Source organism: Streptomyces sp. MJM8645 (assembly GCF_001625365.1).
Classification (GTDB): Bacteria; Actinomycetota; Actinomycetes; order Streptomycetales; family Streptomycetaceae; genus Kitasatospora.
This window is the reverse complement of sequence record NZ_LJJF01000002.1, coordinates 1,071,628-1,091,134: the sequence shown is the minus strand read 5'-3', so window position 1 is coordinate 1,091,134 and position 19,507 is coordinate 1,071,628. Positions and strand designations below refer to the sequence as shown.

The window sequence follows — 19,507 nt, the reverse complement described above, 5'->3', positions numbered from 1 at the left end:
GGCCGGTCGTGGCGGGGCTCGTCGTGGCGGGGCCGGGCGTGCTGGGGCCGTCGGCAGTGCTCCTAGGCATCGGCGGTCACCTCCGCGACGCGGTCGCCGTGGTGGCAGGCGGCCCGCCGGGCCGGCTCGTCGGCGAGAGGCAGCAGGGTGGGCGCCCGCTCGGTGCACACCTCGGTCGCGAGCGGGCAGCGGGCGGCGAAGGGGCAGCCCGTCAGGTCCTCGCGCAGGCTCGGTGGCCGGCCGCCGATGGCGGCCAGCCTGCCCCGGGGGGAGTCCAGGCGGGGGGTGGAGGCGAGCAGCGCGGCCGTGTAGGGGTGGCGCGGCCGCTCGAACAGGGCCTCGGCCGGCCCGGTTTCGGCGATCCGCCCCGCGTACATGACGTAGACGCGGTCGCTGATGGCGGCGGCGAGTCCGAGGTCGTGGGTGACGAAGACCAGCGCGGTGCCGAAGCGTTCGCGCAGGTCGCCGAGGAGGGCGACGACCTCGGCCTGGGTGGTGACGTCCAGCGCGGTGGTGGCCTCGTCGGCGAGGATCAGGGCGGGGTCGCCCATCAGCGCCCCCGCGATCATGACGCGTTGCAGCATGCCGCCGGACAGCTGCCCCGGGTACTTGCCGAGCGTGGTCTCCGGGAGCCCGACGGCGGCCAGCATCTCCGCGGCCCGTCCGGCGGCGGCGTCGGCCCCGCCGGGGCCCCGGCGGCTGGTCTCGGTGAGGAAGTCGCCGATGCGCCGGAGCGGGTTGATGGAGGCGCGCGGGTCCTGGAAGACCATGGCCGCGGTGTCGGTGCGCAGGCGGCGCAGCTGTTCCGGGCTCATGGTGAGGACGTCGTCGCCGTTGACCCGCACGATGCCCTCGGTGGTGGCGCCGCGCGGCAGCAGCCCGAGGACGCTGCGGGAGGTGAGGCTCTTGCCGGAGCCGGATTCGCCGACGAGGGCGACGGTCTCGCGGGCGTCGACGGTGAGGTCGACGCCGTCGAGGACGGGCCGGGCCGTGCCGGGCAGGCGCAGCCGCAGGCCCTGGATGTCGAGGACGTTCATCGGTCCCTCCTGGCGACCTGGTCGGCCCAGCGTTCGCCGACGACGTTGAAGGCGACGACGGTCAGCACGATGGCGACGCAGGGCAGGATCGCCGACAGGGGGTAGCCGTGCTGGATGGCGGTCTGGCCGTCGAAGACCATGCGGCCCCAGTCGGGGGTGAGCGCCGGGACGCCGAGTCCGAGGAAGGAGAGGCCGGCGAGGTCGATCAGGGCGTAGCCGAAGTTGATGGTGGACTGGGCGAGGACGACGGGGGCGATGCCGGGGATGATGTGGCGCAGGCAGATCTGGAGCCCGGAATGGCCCTGGACGCGGTAGGCCTCGACGTAGGGGCGGGAGCGTTCGGCGAGGACGAGTGAGCGGCTGAGGCGGCTGACGTAGGGCAGGTAGGCGATGGCGAGGGCGATCACCGGGGCGATCAGCCCCTCTCCGTAGACCGCGACGATCAGGATCGCCAGCAGCATGCCGGGGAAGGCGAAGACCAGTTCGGTGGAGCGGGACAGGACGGAGTCGAGCCAGCCGCCCCGCCAGGCCGCGGTGACGCCGATGGCGACGCCGGCCAGGGTGGAGAAGGCGACCACCCCGAGCGGGCCGAGCAGCGAGGTGCGGGCGCCGAGCATCAGCCGGGACAGGGTGTCGCGGCCGGCGGCGTCGACGCCGAGCAGGTGGTCGCCGGAGGGGCCGGCGAGGGCGTTGCCCAGGTCGACGGCGTTCGGGTCGTACGGGGCGAGCCAGGAGGCGAGCACGGCGACCAGGACGACCACGGCGACGAGGCCGAGGCAGAGGTGGTACAGGGGTGCTCGGGCGGTGCGCAGGCGGGCGAGGCCGGGGCGGCGCAGGACGGTGGTGCTCATGCGGCGGACCTCTTCGGCGCGAGGGTGACCCTGGGGTCGACCAGCGGGTGCAGCAGGTCGACGACGAGGTTGACCGCCATGAACAGCCCCACCATGAGCAGGGAGATGGCCTGCACGGTGGGGAAGTCCTTGGTGGTGGTGGACAGTTCGAGGAGCTGGCCGATGCCGCCGACGCTGAACGCGGACTCGACCAGGACGGTGCACACCAGCAGGGTGGAGACGATCAGGCCTCCCGTGGTCAGGACGGTGCCCAGGGCGTTGCGGAACACGTGCCGGCGGATCACCTCGTGCTCGGCGACGCCCCGGCTGCGGGCCACGGTGACGTGCTCCTGGCCGAGGACCTCCTGCATCGCGGCGCGGGTGACCCGGGCGAGCATGCCGATCAGGTAGAGCGCCAGCGCGACGGCGGGCAGGGCCAGGTGCCAGAGCATCTGGCCGAGTCCGTCGCCGGTGCCGCCGGTCGGGAACCAGCCGAGCTTCACCGCGAACAGGCCCTGCAGCAGGACGGCCGCGACGAAGGACGGGGTGCCGACGGCGACGGTGGTGGCGACCAGGATGGTCGAGTCCACGGCGCCGCCGCGGACGGCCCCGATCCAGCCGAGGAGCACGCCGATGGCGACGACCAGGAGCAGGGCCATGGTGACGAGCAGGAGGGTGGCGGGCAGCCGGTCGGCCAGCAGCCGCGACACGTCGGTGCGGTAGGTGATGGAGCGGCCGAAGTCGCCGTGGACGATCTGGCCGAGCCAGCGCAGGTACTGCAGCAGGAACGGTTCGTCCAGGTGGTACTGGTCGTTGATCGCCTTGAGTGCCTCGGGGGAGGCGGAGCGGCCCGAGAGCAGGAAGCTGGCCGGGTTGCCCGGCGCCAGGTACATCGCGCCGAAGATCACGAAGGAGGCGCCGAGGAGGGTGGCCGCCATCTCGGCCAGCCGTCGTGCGGTGAAGCGCAGGAAACTCACGTGGAAGCCCTCACGTCCTGGGGCGGGGCGGCGGCCGGGAGGACCGGCCGCCGCACGGTGGATCCGGGAGACGTCACTGGGCCGAACCCACGTCGGCCGCCCACGGGTAGTACATGTAGGAGATGGTGGTCGGGGCGCCGGTGATCCTCTTGTTGAGGAACACGGCGGTGGGCCACTCGGCGACCGGGATCCACAGCAGCTGGTCGGACGCGGTCCTCTGGAGCTGCGCTTCGAGGGTGAAGCGCTCCGCCGGGTCGGCGGCGGCGGTCGCCTTGTCGACCAGGTCGTCGTAGGCCTGGTCGCTGTAGCCGGCGAAGTTCTGGTAGGCGCCGGTCTTGAAGTTGGCCAGCAGGTCCAGCGGGTCGGTGATGGAGTCGTAGTACGTCTCCGGGAACAGGTCGATGCCCTCGCGCGCCTTCGCGTCCGTGAACAGCGCGGTGAAGGCGTTGGGCGCGATCGTCTTGAGCTGGACGTCGAGACCGATCCTGGCGCCGGCCGACTGGACGGCGGTGGCCAGCAGTGAGACGTCCTGGCCGATGGAGCTGGTCGCGACCGTGACGGTCTTGCCGGTGGCGCCGGCCTCCTTGACCAGAGCCTTGGCCCGGTCGATGTCCGGGGCGGTCGGGGTGAGCCCCTCGAACGCCTCCTTCTTGACGTCCGGCGGCGCCGCGGCCCAGGCCGCGCGGGAGGTGAGGGAGCCGGTGGCGCTGCCTGCGCCGGCGAGCCCGGTGCGCACGAAGCCGGAGCGGTCGAGGGCCAGCGACAGCGCCTTGCGGACGCGGACGTCGCCGAGCACGCCCTTCATGTTGGTGACGTTGACGTTGACCGTGCTGAGGCCCTCGCCGAAGTAGAGGGTGCCCACGCCGCTCTTGCTCAGGCGGTCGTAGCTCTCGGTCGGGATCAGGTAGCCGCCGTCCGCCTCGCCGCTGATCATGGCGTTGACGCGCGCCGAGGGGTCGGTCAGGAAGCGGAAGTCGACCTTCGCGGACTTGGCCTTGGTGCCCCAGTAGCCGTCGAAGCGCCGCAGCTGGATGGACTGGCCCTTGTTCCAGGAGCCGAGCTGGTAGGGGCCGGTGCAGTCCAGGCTGCCGGAGGTGCCGTAGTCCTTGCCGGCCGCCTCGATGCCGGCCTTGGAGGCGACGACGCCCGCGGCCGTGGCCATGTACTGGTTGAACTGCGAGTCGGGCTGCTTGAGTTTGACGGTGACCTGGAGCGGGCCGCTCTTGGTGACGGTGCTGACGTTCTGGAACTGCTGGGCCCAGGCCGCCGCGTTGTCGGGGTTCATCTGCCGGCCGAGGCTGTACACCACGTCGTCGGCGGTCAGCACGCCGCCGTCGTGGAAGTGCACGTCGGGCCGCAGGTCGTAGACCCAGGTGGTGGGGTCGGGGCTGGTGGTCTTCGCCGCGAGCCCGGGAGCCAGGGTCAGCTGCGGGGTCCACCGCATCAGGCTCTCGCACACGTTGGACAGGATGGTGTTCTGCGGGTAGTCGAACGCCGAGATGTAGTCGAGGGTCGGCGGCTCGGCGTACAGGGCCCAACTGAACGAGTCGAGCTGGCCCTTGGCGGCCGGGGTGTCGGCGGACAGCTTGTACGCCTGGTCGCCGCTGCCTCCGTCACCGGTCTTCGGCGGCCCGGCGCAGGCGGCGACCAGGGCGAAGGCTGCCAGGGCGGCGGCCGGCAGGGCGTAGCGGCGGTGCGGGGATCTGTGCTCCGGGCGCTGGCTTCGTGGCATCGAGGGTTCTTTCTTCCAGGCTCAACGGGGGTCCGGCGGGCGGGGGGCGGGGGCGGCCCTGGCAGCGGGGGTTCGCTGCCCGGGCCGCGGCGACGGGTGGTGGTTGTGCGTGCGGGCGGCTCAGGCGGTGGGCACCTGCTGGGTGATGCAGTGGACACCGCCGCCGCCGTAGGCGATCACCCGGGAGCGGACCCCGACGACCTTGCGGCCGGGCAGGGCGGCCGCGATGGCGGCGAGGGCCCCCTCGTCCTCCGGGACGTCGGCGACCGGGACGACGACGCCGCCGTTGGCGATGTAGAAGTTGAGGTAGCCGACCTCGACGTCGGTGCCGTTGACCTCGACGAAGGCGCTCTGCGGGACTTCGAGGATCTCCAGCCTGCGGCCCCGGGCGTCGGTGGCGGCCGCCAGGACGGCGTGGTTGGCGCGCATGCGCTCGTAGTCGGGGTGCTCGGGGTCGGCGGGCAGCTGGACGATCACCTTGCCGGGGGCGACGAACGCGCAGACGCCGTCCACGTGGCCGTCGGTCTCGGTGTCCAGCAGCCCGCCGTACGGCAGCCAGATGATCGTGCTGACGCCGAGCTTCGCGATCAGCTCGGCCTCGATCTCCTCCTTGCTCATCCCCGGGTTGCGGTTCGGGTTCAGCAGGCACTGCTCGGTGGTGATCAGCGTGCCCTCGCCGTCGACCGTGATCGCCCCGCCTTCGAGGATCATCCGGGAGTCGATGCGCTCGACGCCCAGGCGCTCCAGCAGCCGCCCGGCGATCAGGTCGTCGGTGTCGTACGGGTGGTGCTTGCCGCCCCAGGCGTTGAAGCGGAAGTCCACACCGGCCCGCCGGCCGTCCTCGCCGAGTACGAAGATCGGCCCGGAGTCGCGGAACCACGAGTCGTCGATGGGGAGTTCCACGACCTCGACGCCCTCCCCGCACAGCTCCTGCGCCTCGGCGCCCCGGTCCGGCAGCGCGACCATCGTGACCGGCTCGAACTCGGCGATCGCCCGGGCGACCTGGGCGTACTCCCGCTTGGCCTCCTCGAAGGTCTCCCCCCAGAGGTCCGACCTGGTCGGCCAGGCCATCAGGCACCCGTCGTGGGGGGTCCACTCGGCCGGCATCTGGAACGTCATGACGGATCCTTCTCTCTTGTTCTAATTTTCAGTCAGGATGGGGTCGAGAGTGGCCGACCGAGGTGGTCGGCGGGGGGCTCGGCCGCGCTCAGCCGCGTTCAGCCGGCGGGCGGTACGGCGGGCTGCGACTGGGTGGAGCAGTGGATGCCGCCGCCGCCGCTCGCGATGTTGTCGATGTTGAGCTGGACGACGGTGCGGTCGGGGTACTTGGCCTGGAGGATCGCGTAGGCGACCCCGTCCGCGTAGCCGTCGCCGAACTGCGGGACGAGGACGGCGCCGTTGGCCGTGTAGTAGTTGGTGTAGCTGGACAGGAAGTCCTTGCCCGTTCCCCGGATGGAGTTGCGGTCGGGGCCGGGCAGCTCCGTGATGGTCAGGCGGCGGCCCTGGGCGTCGGTGGCGCTCTGCAGGGCCTGCCTGGTCTGCTGGTAGACCGCGACCCACCGGGGGTCGGTGCCCGGGCCGGGCTGGTCCAGCATGACCTGGCCGGGGGAGATGAAGCGGGCCAGGCAGTCGATGTGGCAGTCGGTGATGTCCTGGCCGGCCAGGCCCGGGACCCAGATGACCTTGTCCAGGCCGAGCGTCGACTTCAGCGCCTGCTCGACCTGGTCCCGGGTCATGCCCGGGTTGCGGTTGGGGTTCACCAGCGAGCTCTCGGTGGCCAGCAGGGTGCCCTGCCCGTCGGTCTCCAGCGAGCCGCCCTCGCCCACGAACGGGGCCTGGACGCGGGCGATCCCGTACTGGGACAGGAGCGTGCCCGCGGCCGCGGCGTCGTTGGCGTACGGCTGGTAGTAGGAGGTGCCGCGCTTGCCCCAGCCGTTGAAGTTGGTGTCGACCCCGGCGATGGCGCCGGGTGCGACGACGAAGGTCGGGCCGAAGTCCCGGATCCACAGGTCGTCGTTCGGGATCTCCAGGACCTCGATGCCGTAGTACGCGCCGGAGCCGCAGTAGTACCGGGCGTCGGCGGCCTGCCCGGGGCGGGCCAGCACCGCGACCGGCTCGTAGCGCGAGAGCTCGTACGCGACGTTCGCGATGTCCCGGCGGACGCCCGACAGCTGGCTGCGCCAGACCGAGGACAGGGCGGGCCAGGCCATGAAGGTGCGGGTGTGCCGGTCGGTCTCCGCGGGCATCCGCAGCGTGGTGCCGGACGGCGTCGTGGCGGCGGCTGCGGCTGTGTCTGGGGCCGTGGCTGTGTCTGCGGCCGCGGCGACCGAGGTGCCGAGGCCGGTGGCGAACGCGGCGCCGAGGGCCGCTGCGGGCAGGGCGGCAGCGCCGAATCTGAGCAGGCTGCGGCGGGTGGGAACGGGCGTGTCCAAGAGGACTCCCTTGGGGGCGGGGAGGTGTGGGGTGACGCACATCTTGGCTGCAACTAAAAATTCAGTCAATACCCGATACGTACGGTATCGCGGTTTTCCTTGCCACACCGGCCTGGCCTGAGCCTGCCGTGAACCTGTCGTGAGCCCCGATCCGAGGTCGCCCGCCTGGCCGCAGGGTCATTGGGCCCTGAAACTTTGATCAGGAATTCCTCCACGAGAGGCCCCGGCCGGGTAGGGTGATCGCTTGTGTCGGATCGTCGAACAGAGATACTCATCGCCGCCACCCGCGTCATCGCGCGGCGTGGCGTGCGCGGGCTGCGCGTGGGCGAACTGGCCGCCGAGGCGGGGGTGTCCACCTCGCTGCTGTACTACCACTTCACCGACCGGGCCGGGCTGCTCCGCAAGACCCTGGAGTTCATCAGCGACCGGGCGGACCGCTACACCGCCGAGGGGGACTCGGCGGGGTACTCGGACGATCCCCGGCGCGATCTCGAACAGGTCCTGCTCCTGGAACTCCAGGACACCCCGGACGTGCGCGAGAACAGCACGGCCTGGGGGGAGTTGAGGGCCAGCGCGGTCTTCGAGCCCGATCTCCGGGAGGAGCTGGCACGGGCCACCCACGCCTGGGTGCACGACGTCGCGGACCTGCTCGGCCGCGCCCGCCCCGAGGCCACGGCGCCGGCCCACACGGCCTCCGCCGAACGCCTCACCGTCCTGATCGAGGGCCTCAGCGCCCGCTGGCTGACCGGCTCGATGCCGCTGGAGCACGCACGACGCCTGCTCCGGGAGGCGATCGAGGTCGAGCTGGAGGCGCTGCCGGCCGTCGTACGGTGCCGCTGCTGACCGACCTTCCACCTGCCCGCAGTTCGCCGGGGACGCCGCGGCCCAGTTCTTCACCCGACACCTGAAGTGAGGCCGGGCCGTCGGACCGGCGGCAGACGGTAGCCGATGTCGGCCGGCCTGCCACTCGTCGACGGCAGGTCCCGGCCGTCTACAGGTCTCTGCACCGTGGGCCCCTGCCGAACTCTCGGCAGGGGCCCGTGCTGCCCGAAGCCAGAACTGTTCGATTTCTGCAGAGCTTCGAGGAGGCCGCACGCCCCGGCGGGTGTCAGTCGAACCGCGAGTTCACCCGACGGCCGGGATGTCGTGGGTGGCGCAGTGGATGCCGCCACCTCCGGCGGCGATGTTGTCGATCTTGACGGGGACGATCTCGCGGTCGGGGAAGTGCTGCTTGAGGATCTGCTGGGCGCGGTCGTCGGCGCGGTCGTCGCCGAACTTCGGGAGGTAGACGCCCTTGGAGCCGACGTAGAAGTTCATGTAGGAGGAGACGAAGGCGTCGCCGCGGCCGGTGATCTTGTCGGGGTCGGGCTGCTGGAGTTCGATGACGTCGAGCTTCTTGCCGCGGGCGTCGACGGCGTCCTTGAAGACGCCGCGGGCCTGGTCGGCGGAGCGGGACCAGACGTCGGCGGGCGAACCGGGGAAGGCCTGGTCGAGCAGGACGACGCCGGGGGCGGCGAAGCGGGTGAGGCAGTCGACGTGGGCGTCGGTGATGTCCTTGCCCTTGACGCCGGCCAGCCAGATCACGGTGGTGACGCCGAGGGCCTTCTTGAGCTCGGCCTCGACCTGGTCGCGGGACATGCCGGGGTTGCGGTTGCCGTTGACGACGGAGCTCTCGGTGACCAGCAGGGTGCCCTGGCCGTCGGTCTCGAAGGAGCCGCCCTCGGCGACCAGCTTCGTCTCGATGCGTTCGACGCCGTACTTTGCCAGGACGGTGCGGGCGATCTTGCCGTCGTTGGCGTGCTGCTGCTTGTTGCCCCAGCCGTTGAAGTTGAAGTCGACGCCCTTGACCTTGCCGCCCTCCTCGACGAACACCGGCAGGGTGTCGCGGGCCCACAGGTCGTCGACGGCGATGGGGACGACCTCGACCGCGGAGCCGCACGCGCTCTGCGCGGCGTCCCTCTGCTCGGGGCGGGCCATCAGGACGACCGGTTCGCGGGCGGCGATGGCCCGCGCCAGGCCGGCGATGTCCTTCCGGACATCGGGGAGCTGGTCGCCCCAGACGTTCTCCGAGGCGGGCCAGGACATCACGGTGCGGACGTGCTTCTCCCATTCGGCGCCGAAGCGGCGTCCGCCGGGCGCCGCCGGGGCCCCAGACGGCTGCGGCGCCCCGGAAGACTGCGGCGCCCCGGACGGCTGCGGGGCCTGCGTGGCGTCCTCGACGGGTTCGTCGAGGTCCGAACAGGCGGTCAGGCCGAGGGCGAGGACGCCCGCGCCGCCGAGGGAGCGCAGGATGGTGCGGCGGGACAGATCAGGGTGGGGCACGGGATTCTCCGGTCATGGGGTAGCGCCGACTGCGAGCTCGCCGTCAACACTTTCATTGACTGAAAAGTCAGTCAAGCGCGAGGATCGGCCCGTCCGCTGATGACGGGCGCCGGAGACCTGCGACGGCCGCCCCACCGGACCCGTGCTCCGGCGGGGCGGCCGTCGAATCATGAGCCGTCAGCCGTCAGCCGTCAGCCGTCAGCCGTCAGCCGTCAGCTGTCAGCTGTCGGAACGGAATGCCCCGTGGACCCGCAGGTCGCCGTTGATCGCCACCTGCCCGTCGTTCGTGTGCACGATCCAGGCGTCTCCGGTGCGGACCGACAGGTGCCCGTTGGCGTTCACCTTGCCGTCGAACCGCGAATCCCCCAGGACGCGCAGGACGCCCTTGGTGGTGAGGTCGCCGGCGACGGTGACCGTGCTGGCGGCGAGCACCTCGCTCTCGGCGTCGAGGCGGCCGTGGACGATCAGCCGGGGCGGGCCGTCCTGCGTCTCCAGCACGTTGTCGACGGTCAGCCCGCCCTGGAGCGTGAGACGTTCCCTGACCTGGGCGCGGTGGGTCAGCAGGTCGTTGAGGTCCGCCTTGCCGGCCGCGACGGTTCCCCACTGGTGGTTTCCGGCGCCCTGGTACACGTTCAGCCCGGCGGGTGGGAACTCGATCCACCCGTCGTCGGCCGTGCGGCCCTGCACCCACTTGGTGTTGATGCCGTTCAGGTCGGCCTTGTCGGCCGCGACGGATCCCCAGTTCTGGCTTCCGTCCTTGCGGATGTTCACCCCGGACTGCGAGAACTCGATCCAGCCCTTGGCGGCGTCGCGGTCGCCCACCCAGGTGGTGTTGATCCCGCTCACCCTGAGCTTGTCCGCCGTGACGGTCCCCAGGTCGCTTCCCCCGCCGTGGCCGACCCTGATCCCGTCGGACGGGAACTCGATCCACCCGGCGTCGCCGCCGCGGCCCCGCACCGACGCGGCGGTCACGACATCCACGTCCGCCCTGGTGGCCGAGACGGTGCCGGCGGAGACGGTGCTGGCCGAGACGCTGTCGGCCGAGACAGCGCTGGCCGAGACAGCGCTGGCCGAGAGGGAGCCGGGCGCGTCGGATGCGTCGCGGACCTGCGCGCCCTGCGGGGTGAAGGTGACCCGCCCCCTCTCCGTGGTGCCCCCGACCCACGGGGTGCGCACCCCGGCCGTCGCGGTCACGGCCTCGAACTCGGGGCTGCGCAGGTGGACGGTGGTGGTGAGGAAGTACCCCGGCAACTGCTGGCCCCGGGACGTGGCCGTCAGGGTGTACGTGGCGTCCCGCTTCGGCTCCGCGCCCGGCAGCGGAGACCACTCCCACGTGGTCGTCCCCTTCCTCGGCTGGACGGGAACCGGCGGGCCGTCCGGCCCCTGGATCTGGTACGTGAGGGTGTCGGGCCCCTCCCACTGCAGGACGACGTCCTTGCCTGCGGCCACCAGGGACGCCTTCGGGCGGAAGTTGCGCGGCACCTTGGGCAGTTGCTTCAGCAGGCTCAGGGTCACGGGGTTGCGCTGCACCCTGGCGCCGTTCGCCGCCCGCTCCGTCACCTGGAGCAGGACCGGCCCCGGTTTGCTGGAGACCGGGAAGCCCTCCAGCGCCAGGACCAGGGACCCGGCCTCCCTGAACAGCGCGCCGGGCCGGGCGGACACGGTGAGGACACCGGCGGTGTCGTCCCAGACGGCGGTCGGCTCCTCCGTCTTCTTCGTCGCGTCGTTCTGCGCGATCCGCGCCTTGATCGACTTCGGGTCGACCGTCAGATGACCTTCCTGCTGGCCGCAGGGCACCCGCACCTCGATGGAGTACCAGATCACCTCGTCCATGGTCGGGTTGGAGACGACGATGTAGATCGCCCCCTCGGACTCCTCGCCCGCCACCGGCACCTGGAGCGGCGCCGGGTCGGTGAGGATGTCGTAGTTCAGAGAAGCCACCACTGCTGAAGACCCCCTGTTGTCTGCTGTGCGGGCTCTCGCCTCCACGGGCGCAGCCCCGGTAGCACAGCACTGTCCCGCCGGACGGCACCCCTGGAACCCCGATTCGACGGGACCGGCGCGAACCGGACCTGCACTGGCCGAAACGGAATCGTGGAGTCCCATCGGCCTCCCGCGCGCCCTCTGCTCGCACCCGTAGTGCCCCTTCACCACGGCCTCACCAGGGCCTGTCCGGTGGTGCGGTGCCCGGCCTCGACGCCGTGTGCGCCGCAGCTCACCGCTCTCTCTGGATTTGACTGAATTTTCAGTCTAGTAAAAGATGCGGGGGCACCCCCGGTCCCAGGACCAGCCCGCCGCAGCGCGGGCCCCGTGCCCCCTGGCGGCCCGTCCACCCCCCCACGGAGGCGGGCCGCCAGGGCCTCCGCCGCGCACGCGTCGGCCGCCGCCCCGACTCCACAGCTTCAGGAAGGACGACCGTGCAGGTCACCACCGATGACACCAGCGCGACCAGCCCGGTTGCGCGCCGCGCTCCTCGCCACCGCTGGCGGTTCGCCGTCGTCCTGGCGATGGTCGTCGCCCTGTGCGGGAGCGGGATCGGGCTGTACCTCAACGAGCGCAACACCCGGGAGCAGACCCGCGAACTGGCGATCCCCTCGGCCCAGGACTGGATCGAACTCGACGTCACCGCCCAGGACGTGGACCCGGCGGCCCAGCAACTGACGCTCTACATCACGCCCGTACCGCACGGCAGGCTCGCCGCCGGCGCCGACGGCCAGGCCTTCAGTCGACCCGTCGAGATCACCGTCACCGGCACACCCAGGACGACCATCCGGGCAGCCGAGGGCGAGAGCGCGGCGCCCCAGCTCGTCCACGTCGGGATGTACGACGGCACCATCACCGACTACCCCTTCGACCGCTACCGCATGGAGGCCGGCTTCACGGCCACCAGCGGCGCCACCCCCGTCCCGGTCGGCCTGGTCCTCACCGACACCGACCCGTTCTTCGTCGTGCGCCCGCAGGCCACGGCCGGGGCCACCGGCGCCGTGGCCCTGGACGCGAAGATCACCCGCTCCCGCAGCACCTTCATCCTCGCCTGGTTCATGATCGCGGCGATGTGGGCCATCGCCCTGGCCGTCCTCGGCGCCGCCGAGGTGCTCTACCGCAAGCGCGAGGGCCTGGTCTGGCCCTCCCTGGGCTGGATGGCGGCCAGCCTGTTCGCCCTGATCGGCATGCGCAACGCCGCCCCCGGCTCACCGCCGATCGGATCGCTGATCGACTACCTCGCGTTCTTCTGGGCTGAAGGAATCATCGCCGCCAGCCTGGCCTGCACCGCCTGGTGCGGCATCCGCACCGAGCACCGGCAGCGCCGCGAACGCGAGGCCGCCGCCGACCAGCCGTGAGGCCCGGCGGCGGCACCCCGTGGGCGGGTGCGGCCGGAGAATGGCCGGAAAGTGCTGCAACTACCTTGCGCAGCAGGATTGTTGGGGGTCCCTGACGCGCCCATGCTGAATTCGCCCGGCCTGTGCCGGGCCGCCGGGTGGCCGGGCGGCTCAGGTACCCCACGCCCCGACGCTCGTGCGCCCCACCCTCACCCCCCACCTCAGGCTTCGCGGGAGAACCCTCATGGGAATGACCTCTGCTCTGCGACGTGCCTCGGTCGTGCTCGCCGGCGGCGTGGCCGCGGTCGGGCTGTTCGCGCCGACCGCCGCGGCCGCGGACACCCCGGTCGTCCTGGCCTGCCAGGCGACTCCGCCGATCGGGTCGGCACAGACCTTCAACCTCAACGCCGGTGTCAACGCCGCCGCGCCCGCCACCGTCGCGGCCGGCAGCCAGTTCACCGTCACCCTGGCCCCCGACGCGCTCACCGTGCCCACCACGGTGGGCGGTTACAGCATCCAGTCGATCAGCAACATCGTGCTCACCGTGCCGGTCCCCGCGAACGCCACGCTGACCGGCGAGTCGCTGACCGGCGGGTCCGGCTACTCGGGCAGCGCGAGCGTCGCGGTGAACAACGGCAACGTCGTGCTCACCGTGAACGGGTCGGTCGGCGGCGGCGGCACCTTCACGCTCCCCGCGCTGACCCTGAACCTGGCCGCCGGGGCCTCCGGCAGCGTCATCAGCACCTCGGTGGCCGGTACGAGCTACGCGGACCCGGGGCTGACCTTCACGGCGACCGTGCCCGTCTCGTTCTTCACCGTCGACGTGCCCACCGCCTGCTACCCCGCCACCGCGCAGGCGCTCAGCACCACGACGGTGAGCTGACCGGGGGCCCGCACCGAAGGCGACCGAGGGAGAACAGCACTGGGGCCGACGCACAGTGTGCGTCGGCCCCAGTGGCAGAAGTAGCGGGGACAGGATTTGAACCTGCGACCTCTGGGTTATGAGCCCAGCGAGCTACCGAGCTGCTCCACCCCGCGTCGGTAGTACCGACTGTACGGCACCGGCCGGCGATCACCTAATCGGTTACCCGGCGGCCGGGTGCGCGCGGCCGGCCGAGATGCGGGTTGCCGTCCCCAACCGAAAGTCAGGCGTAGACGGTGGCCCGGACCCGGTCCACGTCCGTGAGCAGGGTGTCCAGCTGCGAAGGGTCGTTGGCGTAGGCGAGCACGGCTCGGTAGAACGCGCTCTGCATCGCGTCCGGCATCAGGTCGGAGGCGTCGAACCGTACCGCCCGGGCGTCGACCAGCAGTTGGCCCAGGCGACGGGACAGGGCGTCCGGGTAGACGGTGGTGGGCACCTGGCGGTTGGGGCTCAGCGCACCGCCGCGGGCCACCCAGATCTGCTGCGCCTCGGGCGTCGTGAGGTAGGCGACGAGCTGCTGGGCGGCCGGGGTGGCGTGGAACATGCCGAGCAGGTCGCCCGCCACCTCCTCGGTGCCCTTGAACCCTTCGTCGATGGTCGGGAACCGGGCGAAGTCGTAGTCCTCGCCGGCCTTGAGCTGCGGGTCGCCCTGCTGGTAGTAGTCCGTGATGAAGGACGCCGCGTGCTCGAAGTAGCAGCCCGGCTGCCGGCCGAACAGCGAGTTGCCCGAGCCGGCGAAGTCGGTGAGCAGCATGCCGCGGAAGTCACCGCGGACCAGGCCCTTGGCGGCGACCACGTCTCCCCAGGTCTGCCAGGCCCGCTTGATCGCAGGAGAGTTCCAGGCGAGCGCGCCGCTCGCCCACTGGTCGTAGACGTCCGGCCCGGACTGGGCGAGGACGATGTCCTCCAGCCAGTCGGTGCCCGGCCAGCCGGAGGCGGAGCTGGACTCCAGCCCGACACACCACGGGGGGACACCCGCCCCGGCGATCTGCCGGTCCAGGGTGTTCAGCTGGTCCCAGCTGCCGGGTGGCGTCCAGCCGTGCGCGGCAAGGGCCTTGGGGGAGTACCAGATGAGGCTCTTCACCGAGGCCTTGACGAACACGGCGTACTGCTTGCCGTCCACGGCGCCCAACCGCACCCAGCTCGCTCCGTACTGCGCGGCCATGCCCGGCAGGTCGAGCGCACCGTCGAGCGGGGCCAACCGGCCGGCCCGGGCGTACTGCACCAGCTTTCCGGGGCTGGAGAGGACGGCGAGATCGGGCGGCGTCCCGTTGTCGACCCGGTCGGCCAGCACGGTGTCGGAGTCCCGGGAGCCCTGGTAGTCCACCCTGATCCCGGTCCGCTGCTCGAACGGCGCGACCATGGCCAGGAACGAGTCCCGCTCGCTGCCGGTCCAGGTGCCGAGCACATGGACCACAGGTCCCGACCCGCCGCTGCTGCAGGCCGTGGGGCCGAAGAGGGCGACCAGCAGCAGGGCGAGACAGGCCCGGGCCCAGCGGTCTGCCCCGCTCATCGCGCGGCCCGGTACTCGTCGATCCGTGGCCAGAGGCCGCCCAGGCAGAGCACCGCGATGGCGGCGCACAGCACCGGGAGCGCGCGGCCCAGGCCCAGGTCGGAGCGGGCCGCCGATTCGGCATCGGCCAGCCGTTGCCGGTCCAGCTCCGTGAGGCGGGCCAGGTCGGCGTCGAACGCCGCGCCGGCGCCGCCCAGTTGGGCGGCGCCGGGGCCGACAGCCGTGGCCACCATGGTGGGGTCGGCCGCGGCTGCCGTGGCGGGGCCGCGCGTGGCGGCCTGCCGGCGCAGCTCGGCATCGGCCGCGGTGAACTGCTGGAAGTCCTGGAGGGTGTGCAAGGCGGCGTCCCGTTTCGCTGGGGAGGAGTCGGGGCGGAGGTCGGCATCGAACAGGTCGGCGAGGATGCCGTGGAACGCGGGCTGCTGGTTCTCGGCCGCCGCGACCGCTCCCGGCGTGACCGGACGGTCCGCCAGTGGGCCGGTGTAGGTGGCGAAGTCGTCGGAAAGGTCCTGTCCGGGGACGGTCCGGACCACCGCCAGCGCATCGCCGCCTGCCGCTTCGGCGGCGAGCGCGCGAGCCTGCCAGGTGGCGGTCAGCCGGGGCAGCACCTCGTCGGTGGCGGTGCCGAAGGCCCGGTCGGTGTGCAGGGTCGCCACCACCGTCCAGCCGGCCAGCGTGAGCAGCAGGACGGACGCGGTGAGCAGGTACGGGTTGAGCCGCCGGTTGAAGTGGCGGCTCAGAAAGCGCTGCGTACCGACCAGCAGGACCAGGGCGAGCACCGCGGGGGCGAGCACGCCGAGCAGCACGACCGGGGCGAGCCATCCGCTCTGCTGTTGCCGGCCCAGTTCCTGCTGCTCGGCGGCCCGCAGTTGCTGGACCTGGGCGAGGACTCCGTCACCGGGTTTGTGCATCAGGCTTGAGGCGTAGCTCAAGTAGGCGGCGCCGAGGGCACCCTGGCTCTCGGTGGCATGCGCCTGTTCGACCAGGCTGGTGTACTCGACGAGCAGTCCCTCGACGGCCTGCAGTCGCCCGCTCCCGGCCGGCCCGGTCGCGTCGTGCTCGGCGGCCCGGGCCAACGCCTGGTGGGCCGACTTCAGATCGTCCTGGTAACGCTGCCCCGGCCCGCTCAGGCGCACCGTCCCCGAGGCGAAGCTCCCGGCCGCGACCCGGTCCGCGTCGGCGAGCAGGTAGGACAGCTGCGCGATGTCGACAAGGGCCGGGTCGGCGTGGGCTTCGGCGGCGGACACCGCCGTGTGCGCGCCGGCGAGCGCCGCTTCCAACGTCCCCCACAGCGCCGCCGTGCACAGGACCAGCGCGACCACAACCCGGCGCAGCCGGCCCGGAGTGGTGGGTGGCGCGGCGGGCCTGCGGCCGAAGCGGTGCGACCGTGACCCCACGCCGGCAATGGCCGCCATCCGCATCCCGCCCCCCGGCTCGGCCCGTCAGGAGCCCGACGGATCGTCGCCCACCCTAGCCGCGCGACTACGGGGTGGCCACCGGGAAGCGGAATATGACGGAGTATCAGTTTCGACTCCGGCGGCCCGGGTGGCGCACTCTGACGCACCGTCAGCTGGACGGTCACCCCACGCGGCCCCGGTAGGTGTTCTCCAGGCCCGGGTCGGCGGGGTTTCCGGTGAGGTTGGCGGAGAGCAGCTCGACGGTCCCGTCGGGCGCGGTCATGGCCGGGTCGACCTGGGGGATCTGCGAGTAGTCCCGCTGAAGGGGCGCGGCGTCCTTGGGTGTGGGCATGGTGACCTTGAGGCGGCTCAGCCGCTTCGCCCCGTCGCCGATCTGCTGCCGGTCCGCGGCGGTCAGCGCCCGGCCGTCGGTCCGCGCGACCAGGACGGTCACCGGGTTGGCGTCGGGCTTCGTCCCGAAGCGGTCCTGGGCGATCTTCATGGCGGCGGCCGATTCGTAGCTCTTCGGCAGGAAGTCGGCCGTCTGCGTCTGGGTCACCCGGTAGATCAATGTCTGGCTCAGGACGGTCAGGAGCATTCCCAGGACCGCCCATACGGCGATCACCTTCCACGGATTCCTGGTGGAGAATCCGGTCAGGGCGCGGCTCACGATGTCCTCCGGCTGTGGTGCTGTCGCCGGGGATTTCCGGCACGTCTCCAGAGCATCACGGCGTACCGGGCGTTCTCGTCCGAGCGCGGGAGGAGAACGCCGTCAGGACCTGGGCTCGCCACCGGGTCAGGACCAGGACCAGGGGCCTGGTCCGGGATCGGTCCCGGGTGCCGGTTCGGGGCCGGGGGCCGCAGGGAGAATGGACCTCGGACGCCCCCCCGAGGGCCTCCGCAGGAACGGCATACGGCTCACGGCTCACGGACGACGGCACACGGCCGGCCACGGAAAGGACCATCACCAGCATGTCGACGCACCACCGGCCCCTGCCGCTGCCGCAGCTGCAGCCGCCGCAGCCGCCGCCGAGAGCCGATGGCCTGCCCTGGACGGCCAGTGACGCGCTGGTGGCCGTCGGGTCGGCCGCCCTGGACCTCCTCGGCTACTCGATCGGCAGCCCGGACGGAAGCCAGCCGACCGCCCTGACCGCGCTGGTCCTGCTCGTACTGGCGGCCATGCCGCTGCTCACCAGGCGCCGCTACCCGCTGGCGTCACTGACGGGTGTGCTGGTCCTCGGCCTGGCCCTGAACCTGAGCGGGCCGGTGCCGCAACACTTCAACTGCACGCTCTGCATCGCGCTGTTCGCGGTCGCCCGCTCGCGCGGCCTCGTGGTGGCGGTACCGGCCGCCCTCGCGGCGGCCGCCGTACCGCTGCTGGGCCGGGGGCATCCGCTGCCGCCTCCGCTCTCGGGAGTGGCGGCCAACGTGCTCGCCGCGGCGCTGGTCATCGCCGCGGCCGAGGCGCTGAAGCGCTGGCAGCACGAGGTGGAGGTCAGGCGCAGGCTGCTGGCCGACCGTGCGGTGGCGCAGGAACGGCGCCGCATCGCACGGGAGTTGCACGACATCGTCGCCCACCACATCACCACCATGCAGCTGATGGCCGGCGGTGCCAGAGCGAACCTCGGGGGTGACACCGAGGTGGTGCGCGACGCCCTGGTCACGCTGGAGGGCTCCGGGCGGATGGCGCTGCGCGAGATGCGTCAACTGCTCGACGTGCTGCGGGCCGGCGACGAGCCGGACGAGTCGCCGTCCGAGCCGCAGCCCGGAGTCGGGCACCTCGGACGGCTCGTCGAGGAGTCCCGCAGGGCCGGCCTTCCCACCGAGTTCGCCGTCCTGGGGGAGGAGCGCCCGCTGCCGCCGAGCACCGGCCTGGCGGTGTTCCGGATCGTCCAGGAGTCCCTCACCAACACCCGCAAGCACGCCGGCCGGGCCCGGGCGCGGGTCCGGCTGACGTACCACCCGGACCGGATCACCGTCGAGGTGTCCGACAACGGCACCGCCGCGCCGGCCGACACCCTGGTGGGCGCCCTGGCGGGAGCGGGCGGTGCGGCCGGACCGAGGGCGGGCCGCACCGGGTACGGTCTGATCGGCATGCGCGAACGCGTCGCGCTGCAGGGCGGCAGCATGGTGGCCGGCGCCGTGGACGGTGGTGGCTTCCGGGTGATGGCCAGCCTGCCGGTGGCGCCGGCCGACGGAGAGGAACGGCTCGGATGACGGGAACCCCGGAGCGGATCAGGGTGCTGATCGCCGACGACCAGCCGCTGGTACGGCGGGGCCTGGCCCTGATCCTGGCACCCCACCCGGCGTTCGAGGTGGTGGCCGAGGCGGACAACGGCCAGCAGGCGGTCGACCTCGCGCACCGGCATCGGCCCCACGTCGTGGTGATGGACATCCGGATGCCGGTTCTCGACGGCGTCCAGGCCACCGAGCGGCTCACGCGGGAACTACCGGCCTGCCGGGTCCTGGCGCTGAGCACCTTCGACATGGACGAGTACGTGGTCGCCGCCCTGCGCGCCGGCGCCTCCGGGTTCCTGCCCAAGGACGTCTCCCCGGAGGAGCTCTCGGCGGCCGTGCGCACCGTGCACACCGGGGAGGCGGCGGTGGCGCCGCGCCTGCTCACCCGGCTGATCTCCACGTACGTCACCGCGCCCCGCCTGCCGCCGGCACCGGTGCCGTTGCCGGCCTCCAGCCTGGGTGAACTGACGCCCCGCGAGATCGAGGTGTGGTACCTGCTGGCCACCGGCCTGGACAACGCCGAGATCGCGTCGGCGATGGGCATCAGCGTCTCCACGGTCAAGAACTACATCACCAGCATCTTCGCCAAGCTGAGCGTCCGCGACCGCGCCCAGGCAGTGATCGCGGCCTACGAGTCCGGCCTGGTCGAGGCCCGCCCCGCGAACCCGGCGGGCTGAGGCGGACTGATTCCGGCAGCGGTAGGTACTCCACAGACGGCCTCCCGGCCCCCGCCCACGGGAGCCGCGAGGCCGTCCGGTGTCCGGCCCCCGCGCGCGGGAGCCGGTCC

16 protein-coding genes and 1 tRNA gene are annotated in these 19,507 nt (G+C 72.2%); 5 read left to right on the top strand and 12 right to left on the bottom strand.

From position 1 onward, the window contains the following. Positions 1–62: 62 nt before the first annotated feature. The 6 genes from A6F73_RS35200 to A6F73_RS35175 form a co-directional block, all read right to left on the bottom strand. Positions 63–1,037: an ABC transporter ATP-binding protein gene (locus A6F73_RS35200; RefSeq protein ID WP_063352390.1), complete on the bottom strand. Its 975-nt coding sequence runs from the start codon at positions 1,035–1,037 to the stop codon at positions 63–65. Then, positions 1,034–1,888 carry an ABC transporter permease gene (locus tag A6F73_RS35195; RefSeq protein WP_063352389.1) on the bottom strand — a complete coding sequence of 285 codons (855 nt, stop codon included), beginning with the start codon at positions 1,886–1,888 and terminating at the stop codon, positions 1,034–1,036. The genes A6F73_RS35200 and A6F73_RS35195 overlap by 4 nt, the downstream gene beginning before the upstream one ends. Further along, positions 1,885–2,844 (bottom strand): ABC transporter permease, encoded by a 960-nt coding sequence (locus A6F73_RS35190; RefSeq protein WP_079136532.1) that lies wholly within the window; start codon positions 2,842–2,844, stop codon positions 1,885–1,887. Before A6F73_RS35190 ends, A6F73_RS35195 begins: the two co-directional genes overlap by 4 nt. A 73-nt stretch (positions 2,845–2,917) precedes the next feature. Next, a complete protein-coding gene (locus A6F73_RS35185) occupies positions 2,918–4,576 on the bottom strand; it encodes an ABC transporter substrate-binding protein (protein WP_063352388.1) in 1,659 nt (552 codons plus the stop codon). Between the two features lie 120 nt (positions 4,577–4,696). Next, positions 4,697–5,695 (bottom strand): agmatine deiminase family protein, encoded by a 999-nt coding sequence (locus A6F73_RS35180; protein ID WP_244293819.1) that lies wholly within the window; start codon positions 5,693–5,695, stop codon positions 4,697–4,699. A 98-nt stretch (positions 5,696–5,793) separates the two neighbouring features. Then, on the bottom strand, positions 5,794–7,008 hold the full coding sequence (locus A6F73_RS35175) for an agmatine deiminase family protein (RefSeq protein ID WP_107453151.1): 1,215 nt from the start codon (positions 7,006–7,008) through the stop codon (positions 5,794–5,796). Between the two features lie 246 nt (positions 7,009–7,254). On the opposite strand from A6F73_RS35175, the gene A6F73_RS35170 reads away from it, so the two are divergent. Continuing rightward, a complete protein-coding gene (locus tag A6F73_RS35170) occupies positions 7,255–7,851 on the top strand; it encodes a TetR/AcrR family transcriptional regulator (protein WP_063352386.1) in 597 nt (198 codons plus the stop codon). A gap of 282 nt (positions 7,852–8,133) precedes the next feature. Here the strand turns inward: A6F73_RS35170 and A6F73_RS35165 are convergent, their stop codons facing one another. Together A6F73_RS35165 and A6F73_RS35160 are read right to left on the bottom strand one after the other, a co-directional pair. Continuing rightward, entirely contained in the window at positions 8,134–9,330 is a 1,197-nt protein-coding gene (locus A6F73_RS35165) for an agmatine deiminase family protein (protein WP_063352385.1), read from the bottom strand. Between the two features lie 219 nt (positions 9,331–9,549). Next, the gene (locus A6F73_RS35160) at positions 9,550–11,271 is read right to left on the bottom strand and encodes a hypothetical protein (RefSeq protein ID WP_159398707.1); all 1,722 of its coding nucleotides are present in this window, start codon (positions 11,269–11,271) and stop codon (positions 9,550–9,552) included. Positions 11,272–11,747: 476 nt separating this feature from the next. On the opposite strand from A6F73_RS35160, the gene A6F73_RS35155 reads away from it, so the two are divergent. Both A6F73_RS35155 and A6F73_RS35150 read left to right on the top strand, forming a co-directional pair. After that, complete coding sequence (locus tag A6F73_RS35155) at positions 11,748–12,671, top strand: DUF4436 family protein (protein WP_063352383.1); 924 nt, start codon at positions 11,748–11,750, stop codon at positions 12,669–12,671. Positions 12,672–12,900: 229 nt separating this feature from the next. Next, positions 12,901–13,533, top strand: a complete 633-nt coding sequence (locus tag A6F73_RS35150) for a cyclodehydratase (protein WP_159398706.1) — start codon at positions 12,901–12,903, stop codon at positions 13,531–13,533. 81 nt (positions 13,534–13,614) lie between these two features. Here the strand turns inward: A6F73_RS35150 and A6F73_RS35145 are convergent. From A6F73_RS35145 to A6F73_RS35130, 4 genes are all read right to left on the bottom strand, one after another. Further along, positions 13,615–13,688, bottom strand: a tRNA-Met gene (locus A6F73_RS35145). A gap of 107 nt (positions 13,689–13,795) precedes the next feature. Further along, positions 13,796–15,085, bottom strand: coding sequence for an ABC transporter substrate-binding protein (locus A6F73_RS35140; RefSeq protein WP_063352381.1), 1,290 nt, complete (start codon positions 15,083–15,085; stop codon positions 13,796–13,798). Continuing rightward, a complete protein-coding gene (locus A6F73_RS35135; RefSeq protein WP_159398705.1) occupies positions 15,082–16,500 on the bottom strand; it encodes a hypothetical protein in 1,419 nt (472 codons plus the stop codon). The genes A6F73_RS35140 and A6F73_RS35135 overlap by 4 nt, the downstream gene beginning before the upstream one ends. A gap of 163 nt (positions 16,501–16,663) precedes the next feature. Beyond that, positions 16,664–17,152 (bottom strand): MMPL family transporter, encoded by a 489-nt coding sequence (locus A6F73_RS35130; RefSeq protein ID WP_063352379.1) that lies wholly within the window; start codon positions 17,150–17,152, stop codon positions 16,664–16,666. A gap of 302 nt (positions 17,153–17,454) precedes the next feature. Here A6F73_RS35130 and A6F73_RS35125 point away from each other — a divergent pair, with 302 nt between their 5' ends. Next, positions 17,455–18,699, top strand: a complete 1,245-nt coding sequence (locus A6F73_RS35125; RefSeq protein ID WP_063352378.1) for a histidine kinase — start codon at positions 17,455–17,457, stop codon at positions 18,697–18,699. Next, a complete protein-coding gene (locus tag A6F73_RS35120) occupies positions 18,696–19,397 on the top strand; it encodes a response regulator transcription factor (RefSeq protein WP_063352377.1) in 702 nt (233 codons plus the stop codon). Before A6F73_RS35125 ends, A6F73_RS35120 begins: the two co-directional genes overlap by 4 nt. Positions 19,398–19,507: the final 110 nt, after the last annotated feature.

Coding starts and splice junctions, on each gene's coding strand:
- A6F73_RS35200 (WP_063352390.1), bottom strand. CDS start 1,037: ATGAACGTCCTCGACATCCAGGGCCTGCGGCTGCGCCTGCCCGGCACG.
- A6F73_RS35195 (WP_063352389.1), bottom strand. CDS start 1,888: ATGAGCACCACCGTCCTGCGCCGCCCCGGCCTCGCCCGCCTGCGCACC.
- A6F73_RS35185 (WP_063352388.1), bottom strand. CDS start 4,576: ATGCCACGAAGCCAGCGCCCGGAGCACAGATCCCCGCACCGCCGCTAC.
- A6F73_RS35180 (WP_244293819.1), bottom strand. CDS start 5,695: ATGACGTTCCAGATGCCGGCCGAGTGGACCCCCCACGACGGGTGCCTG.
- A6F73_RS35150 (WP_159398706.1), top strand. CDS start 12,901: ATGACCTCTGCTCTGCGACGTGCCTCGGTCGTGCTCGCCGGCGGCGTG.
- A6F73_RS35140 (WP_063352381.1), bottom strand. CDS start 15,085: ATGAGCGGGGCAGACCGCTGGGCCCGGGCCTGTCTCGCCCTGCTGCTG.
- A6F73_RS35135 (WP_159398705.1), bottom strand. CDS start 16,500: ATGGCGGCCATTGCCGGCGTGGGGTCACGGTCGCACCGCTTCGGCCGC.
- A6F73_RS35125 (WP_063352378.1), top strand. CDS start 17,455: ATGTCGACGCACCACCGGCCCCTGCCGCTGCCGCAGCTGCAGCCGCCG.
- A6F73_RS35120 (WP_063352377.1), top strand. CDS start 18,696: ATGACGGGAACCCCGGAGCGGATCAGGGTGCTGATCGCCGACGACCAG.